7 protein-coding genes and 1 tRNA gene are annotated in these 5,920 nt (G+C 71.2%); 2 read left to right on the top strand and 6 right to left on the bottom strand.

The genetic code is table 11. From position 1 onward, the window contains the following. Both G5C62_RS25035 and G5C62_RS25040 read right to left on the bottom strand, forming a co-directional pair. On the bottom strand, nt 1–434 hold a 434-nt coding region (locus G5C62_RS25035; RefSeq protein WP_241176123.1), incomplete at its 3' end, for a pyridoxal-dependent decarboxylase. 74 nt (nt 435–508) lie between these two features. Beyond that, a tRNA-Leu gene (locus G5C62_RS25040) sits at nt 509–582 on the bottom strand. Between the two features lie 68 nt (nt 583–650). On the opposite strand from G5C62_RS25040, the gene G5C62_RS25045 reads away from it, so the two are divergent. Together G5C62_RS25045 and G5C62_RS25050 are read left to right on the top strand one after the other, a co-directional pair. Next, nucleotides 651–1,271, top strand: coding sequence for an ANTAR domain-containing response regulator (locus G5C62_RS25045; RefSeq protein ID WP_036340812.1), 621 nt, complete (start codon nt 651–653; stop codon nt 1,269–1,271). 225 nt (nt 1,272–1,496) lie between these two features. Next, the gene (locus G5C62_RS25050) at nt 1,497–2,825 is read left to right on the top strand and encodes an ABC transporter substrate-binding protein (protein WP_164703153.1); all 1,329 of its coding nucleotides are present in this window, start codon (nt 1,497–1,499) and stop codon (nt 2,823–2,825) included. A 116-nt stretch (nt 2,826–2,941) separates the two neighbouring features. Here the strand turns inward: G5C62_RS25050 and G5C62_RS25055 are convergent, their stop codons facing one another. The 4 genes from G5C62_RS25055 to G5C62_RS25070 form a co-directional block, all read right to left on the bottom strand. Continuing rightward, entirely contained in the window at nt 2,942–3,358 is a 417-nt protein-coding gene (locus G5C62_RS25055; RefSeq protein ID WP_164703154.1) for a DUF1772 domain-containing protein, read from the bottom strand. Nucleotides 3,359–3,471: 113 nt separating this feature from the next. After that, nucleotides 3,472–4,359, bottom strand: a complete 888-nt coding sequence (locus tag G5C62_RS25060) for an ABC transporter ATP-binding protein (RefSeq protein WP_206330855.1) — start codon at nt 4,357–4,359, stop codon at nt 3,472–3,474. Further along, nucleotides 4,356–5,390 (bottom strand): ABC transporter ATP-binding protein, encoded by a 1,035-nt coding sequence (locus G5C62_RS25065; protein ID WP_036340818.1) that lies wholly within the window; start codon nt 5,388–5,390, stop codon nt 4,356–4,358. The genes G5C62_RS25060 and G5C62_RS25065 overlap by 4 nt, the downstream gene beginning before the upstream one ends. Further along, nucleotides 5,380–5,920, bottom strand: a 541-nt coding sequence (locus tag G5C62_RS25070; RefSeq protein ID WP_164703155.1) for a branched-chain amino acid ABC transporter permease, incomplete at its 5' end; no start/stop codon positions are given. The genes G5C62_RS25065 and G5C62_RS25070, both read right to left, overlap by 11 nt.

The raw sequence follows: 5,920 nt of genomic DNA on the forward strand, positions 1-5,920 counted from the left end.
ACGCCGCCACCGGTGCCGGTGGACCGGAAGGAGCCCGGCAGGCCGAGCAGGTCGGCGAACCAGTCCATGACGTGCTGCTCGAGCTCGGTCGCGGCCGGGCTGGTCACCCAGGACATGCCCTGCACGCCGAGGCCGGCGGAGAGCAGGTCGCCGAGCACGGAGGGACCGGAGGTGTTGGCCGGGAAGTAGCCGAAGAAGCCGGGGTGCTGCCAGTGCGTCACCCCGGGCAGCACGACGCGTTCCAGGTCGGCCAGCACGGCGGAGACCGGCTCGCCCTGCTCGGGCGCGCTCGCCGGCAGCATGGCCCGGACGTCGCCGGGGGAGACCCGCGACCGGACCGGGTGCGCGGCGATGCCCGCCCAGTAGTCGGCGATCCAGTCGACGACCTCGTGGCCGTGCTGGCGGAACTCCTCGGGGGTCATGTGGCCGGTCACGGGGCCACCGTATTGGCCGGTGACGCCCGTTGTGGCGGTGGGTCGTCAGGCGCACGTCGCTGCTGGCCTCTCGGTGCCCCCGGTGCGACTCGAACGCACACTGCGCGGGTTTTGAATCCGCTCCCTCTGCCGATTGGGGTACGGGGGCCAGCACAACCGGGTGACCAGCAGCGTATCGGGCGAGGTGTGGCCCGCTGCGGCCGATAGGATCACCGGGTGACCAACGCACCGACCCGGGTCCTCATCGCTGAGGACGAGGCCCTCATCCGCCTCGACCTCAAGGAGATGCTGGAAGAGGAGGGCTACGTCGTCGTCGCTGAAGTCGGCGACGGCCAGGCTGCCGTCGAGCAGGCGCAGCTGCTGCGCCCCGACCTCGTCGTCCTCGACGTCCAGATGCCCGTCCTCGACGGCCTGGCCGCGGCCGAGCAGATCGCCGCTGCGCGCATCGCGCCGGTGATCGTGCTGACCGCGTTCAGCCAGCGGGAGCTCGTCGAGCGCGCCCGCGACGCCGGTGCGATGGCCTACCTGGTCAAGCCGTTCTCCAAGAACGACCTGGTGCCCGCGATCGAGGTGGCGGTGGGCCGCTTCCAGGAGATGCACGCGCTGGACGCCGAGGTGAGTGACCTCAAGGAGCGGCTGGAGGCCCGCAAGGTCGTCGAGCAGGCGAAGGGGCGGCTCATGTCCGAGCGCGGCATGACCGAGGCCGAGGCGTTCCGCTGGATCCAGCGGACGGCGATGAACGAGCGCACCTCGATGAAGGCCCTGGCCCAGGTGATCCTGGAGGCCGACTCCCAGCCGACCGGGGACAGCAGCCCGACCTCTCCCGCCGGCTCCTGACCGGCGGCGCCGGGGCACCCCGTCCCCGGCGCGTTGCGGCGGTGTGTCGCGCCCGCCGAGCGCGTGGCGGTTGCGCAACGTGCAGGTCACGACCTCATCACGGTGCAGTCGAGGGTGGTCCGGCGCGTCCGACCGGCAGTTAGGTTCTCCGCACTGATCGGCTCCCCGACAGGCGATGAGGCCTGTCGAGGAGCGTGGAGAACACACCTCACTGGGAGTTCCTTGATGCGCACAGGCACGTTTGCCCGCGCGACCGCCCTCTCCGGTGCTGCCCTGCTCGCGCTGACCGCCTGTGGCGGCAGCGACGAGGGCGGCGGCACCACCGATGACGGCGCGAGCGGCGAGAAGCAGGTCAACGTCTACGGCACCGACGGCAACATGGGCAACGCCCTCGGTGAGGACTTCTCCGACGAGGGTGCGCTCGCCGGGATGCGCGGCACGACGCCGCTGACCGAGCTGTCCGGCGACTTCACGGACCGGCTGCTGGCGGTCGACCCGGACCTGCAGGACTACAACTACGCCGGTGAGACCTATGACGCCGTCATCCTGACCGCGCTCGCGGCCCAGGCCGCCGGCAGCAGCGACGCCACGGTGTTCGCGCCCTACCTCAACGGGCTCACCTTCGGTGGCGAGGCCTGCGACAGCTTCTCCGCCTGCGTGGAGATCATCAACGCCGGCGGCAACGTCGACTACGACGGCGTCAGCGGCCCGCTGAGCTTCGCCGAGGCAGGGGAGCCGGCCCAGGCCAGCTTCGGGATCCTGCAGTTCGGCGACGACAACGCCCTCGACGACGCGGCGACCGACTTCGTCATCGCCGGCGACGAGGCCAACGCCGCCACCGACGAGGGCCCGGCCTACGCGCCGGCGGGCGCCACGGGTGACCCGCTGGTGATCGGCACGCTGCTGCCGCTGACCGGGAACCTGGCCTTCCTCGGCCCGCCCGAGGTCGCCGGCGCCCAGCTGGCGATCAACGAGGTCAACGAGGCCGGTGGCGTGCTCGGCCAGCCGGTGCAGCTCGTCGAGGGTGATTCCGGTGACGCCTCGACCGACACCGCGACGCAGACCGTCGACCGGCTGCTGCAGTCCAACGTCGACGCCATCGTCGGTGCCGCTTCGTCCGGGGTGAGCCTCACGGTCATCGACACCATCACCGGTGCCGGTGTCCTGCAGATCTCGCCGGCGAACACCTCCGACCAGTTCACCGAGTACGACGACAACGGGCTGTACTTCCGCACCGCGCCCCCGGACACGCTGCAGGCCCGCGCGCTGGCCGACCTGATCGCCGAGGACGGCAACAACACGGTCGGCATCCTGGCGATCAACGATCCGTACGGCACCGGTCTCGCCGAGAACACCCGCGACAACCTGATCGCCGGCGGTCTGTCCGAGGACAGCATCGAGTACGTCACCTACGACCCGCAGGCGGCGAACTTCGACTCCGAGGTCCAGCAGATGGTCGACTTCAACCCCGACGCCGTCGTCGTCATCGGGTTCGAGGAGTCCTCGCGGATCATCCAGGGCCTCAACGCCCAGGGCATTGGGCCCCAGCGCTGAGCTGAGGCACGCGGCGCTGTGTTCGTGCAGCGCTGATCGGCTCCACCGTTCCAGGCTGCGGCCCGGCACCCTCGAGGTGCCGGGCCGCAGTGCTGTGTGCGGGCGGGCAGCGCGCCTCAGCCGACGAGGAGGGCAGCCACTCCGACAGCTGTGGTCGCCAGGCCCACTCGCGCGGAGTCCACGCGGAGGAGCCGACGGTGGACGGCGGCGTCCCAGCCGGCGTCCAGGCGGCGGTGCAGCGGGACGGCGCCGACGGCGGTCACCAGCAGGACGAGGGCGACGAGCGCAGCCGCGGCGAGGGCCAGGCCCAGGGGCGTGCCGTCCGGGCGGTCGACGACCAGCCAGCCGCTGGTCACCACCTGTGCGGCGAAGAGGGGGCCGACCACCCTGCTGACCCGGCGCTGGTGCGCGCGCTCGTAGCCCGGGAAGTCAGCCGCGGGCACCCGGTCGAACTGCGGGTAGACCAGCACCCGCACGGTCCACTGGAAGCCGGCGTACGCGCTGACCGCGATCAGGTGGGCGACGAGGAGCACCCGGTGAGTCTGCCCGGACCGGCTGCGCCGGGGACGACGACGGCCGGCCTCCCAGGGGAGACCGGCCGTCGTCGTGGTGTCACCGTCGCCGTGGTGTCACCGTCGTCGTGGCGTCACTGGGCCTTGGCGAGGGTCCCCAGGTAGAGCTCGATGACCTTCGGGTCGTTCATCAGCGACTTGCCGGTGTCGGTGTAGGCGTTGCGGCCTTGGTCGAGCACGTAGCCGCGGTGGCAGATCTGCAGGCAGCGGCGGGCGTTCTGCTCGACCATGATGATCGACACCCCGGTGGCGTTGATCCGCCGGCAGCGGATGAACACCTCGTCCTGCAGGACCGGGGAGAGGCCCGCGGACGGCTCGTCCAGCAGCAGCACGGAGGGGTCCATCATGAGCGCGCGGCCCATCGCCACCATCTGCCGTTCGCCACCGGAGAGGGCGCCGGCCTTCCCCTTCCGACGGTCACCGAGGAGCGGGAACAGCTCGGCGACGTAGTCGAAGCGCTCCTTGAACGTCTTGGGACGCAGGTAGACGCCCATCTGCATGTTCTCCTCGATGGTGAGCGAGGGGAACACGTTGTTGTTCTGCGGGACGTAGCCGACGCCGAGGGAGACCAGCCGGTGGGCCGGGGCGGACGTGATCTCCTCCCCGCGCAGCGTCACCGCGCCGGACCGGACCGGGATCAGTCCGAACAGCGCCTTGAGCAGCGTGGACTTGCCGGCGCCGTTCGGGCCGATGATGCCGACCAGCTCGCCGTCGGAGAGGTAGAAGTCGCAGCCGTTGAGGATGTTGACCCCGGGGACGTAGCCGGCCACCAGGTTGTCGGCGCGCACCAGCGCGCCCTCGGCGAGGCGCTGGTGCTCCTCCCGGGTGGCCGCCTTCTCCGCGGGGGACATGGCCACCGCGGTGTCCGGGCCCGGGTCGTCGGCGACCGGCCGGTCCTGCTCGGACTCCGGCACCGAGAACCTGCGGTCCTCCGGCGGACCTGGTGTGTCCACGCCTGTCATCGTCGTGCCCTCCTCTTGCGGCCCTGCTCGGAGCTGATGACGTCCTCGCGCCGGGCGCGTTCGGCCGCCTGGTCCTCGGCGAGGAAGCGGTCCTCCTCCTCCTCGGTCAGGGGGGCGTCGTGGTGCGCGCCGAGGTAGGCGTCGACGACGGCCTTGTTCTGGCTGATGGAGTCCGGTGCGCCCTCGGCGATGACCTTGCCGGCGGCCATGACGACGACCCAGTCGCTGATGTCCCGGACGACGTCCATGTCGTGCTCGACGAAGATGACCGTCATGCCCTCCTCGCGGAGGTCCTTGACGTGGCCCAGCAGGCTCTGGGTCAGGGCCGGGTTCACCCCGGCCATCGGCTCGTCGAGCATCACCACCTGCGGCTCGCTCATCAGCGCGCGGGCCATCTCCAGCAGCTTGCGCTGACCGCCGGACAGGCTGCCGGCGAAGTCGTCCTTCTTGGCGTCGAGCTTGAACCGCCGGAGCAGGTCCATCGCGCGCTCGGTGTTGGCCTTCTCCTGCGCCTTCCAGGTGCCGGGGACGAGGGCGCGCAGGAAGCTCTCCCCGCTCTGCCCCTGGGCGCCGAGCAGCATGTTCTGCAGCACGGTGAGCCGGGACAGCGCCTTGGTCAGCTGGAACGTGCGGACGACACCGAGCCGGGCGACCTGGTGCGGGCTGAGCTTGCCCAGGTCGCGGCCGTTGAACGACCAGGTGCCGGTGTTGGGCTGGTCGAACCCGGTGAGCAGGTTGAACAGCGTCGTCTTGCCGGCGCCGTTGGGCCCGATGAGCCCGGTGATCCCGCCGCGCTGGACCTCCAGGTGGTCGACCGACACCGCGGTCAGGCCGCCGAACGTGCGGGTGACGTGGTCGACGACGATCGCCGGGTCGGGCTTGGCGACGCCGACCTCCCAGGGGACGTCCCGGAGGGCTGCCTGGGCCAACCGCTGGGGTGCGGCGCGGGTGGCGCCGGCGGCCGGACCCGTGCCGGGGGCCCCGTCGGACCGTGCGGCGTGCGCGCCGTGGGGAGCGGGGTCAGCGGGCATCGAGCATCACCTCTCGTCGGTCACCGAAGATGCCCTGGGGCCGGAACACCAGCAACAGCATGAGCCCGATCCCGACCAGCACGTAGCGCAGCTGCGCGACGTCGGTGGAGGAAAGCAGCTCGGCGGGGATGACCCCGTTGGCGATCAGGGAGCGCAGCCCGGTGTCGGCGAACTGCAGGATGAACAGCAGCAGCATGGACCCGATGACGGGTCCGAGCACGCGTGCGGCGCCACCGAGGATCAGCGCCGCGTAGGCCAGGAACGTGTTGGCGTTCTGGTACTGGTCGGGGATGGCCGAACCGGTGCCGACGGCGTAGACCATGCCACCGAAGGCGCCGAAGATCCCGCCGAGCACGAGCGCCTGCATCTTGTAGGCGTAGACGTTCTTGCCCAGCGAGCGGACGGCGTCCTCGTCCTCCCGGATGGCCTTCACCACCCGGCCCCACGGTGAGCGCATGAGCGCCCAGACCAGCAGCGAGCACAGCGCCACCAGGATCCACCCGACGGTGACGACCCAGAGCTCGCCGCCG

It is taken from the genome of Modestobacter sp. KNN46-3 (assembly GCF_011039295.1).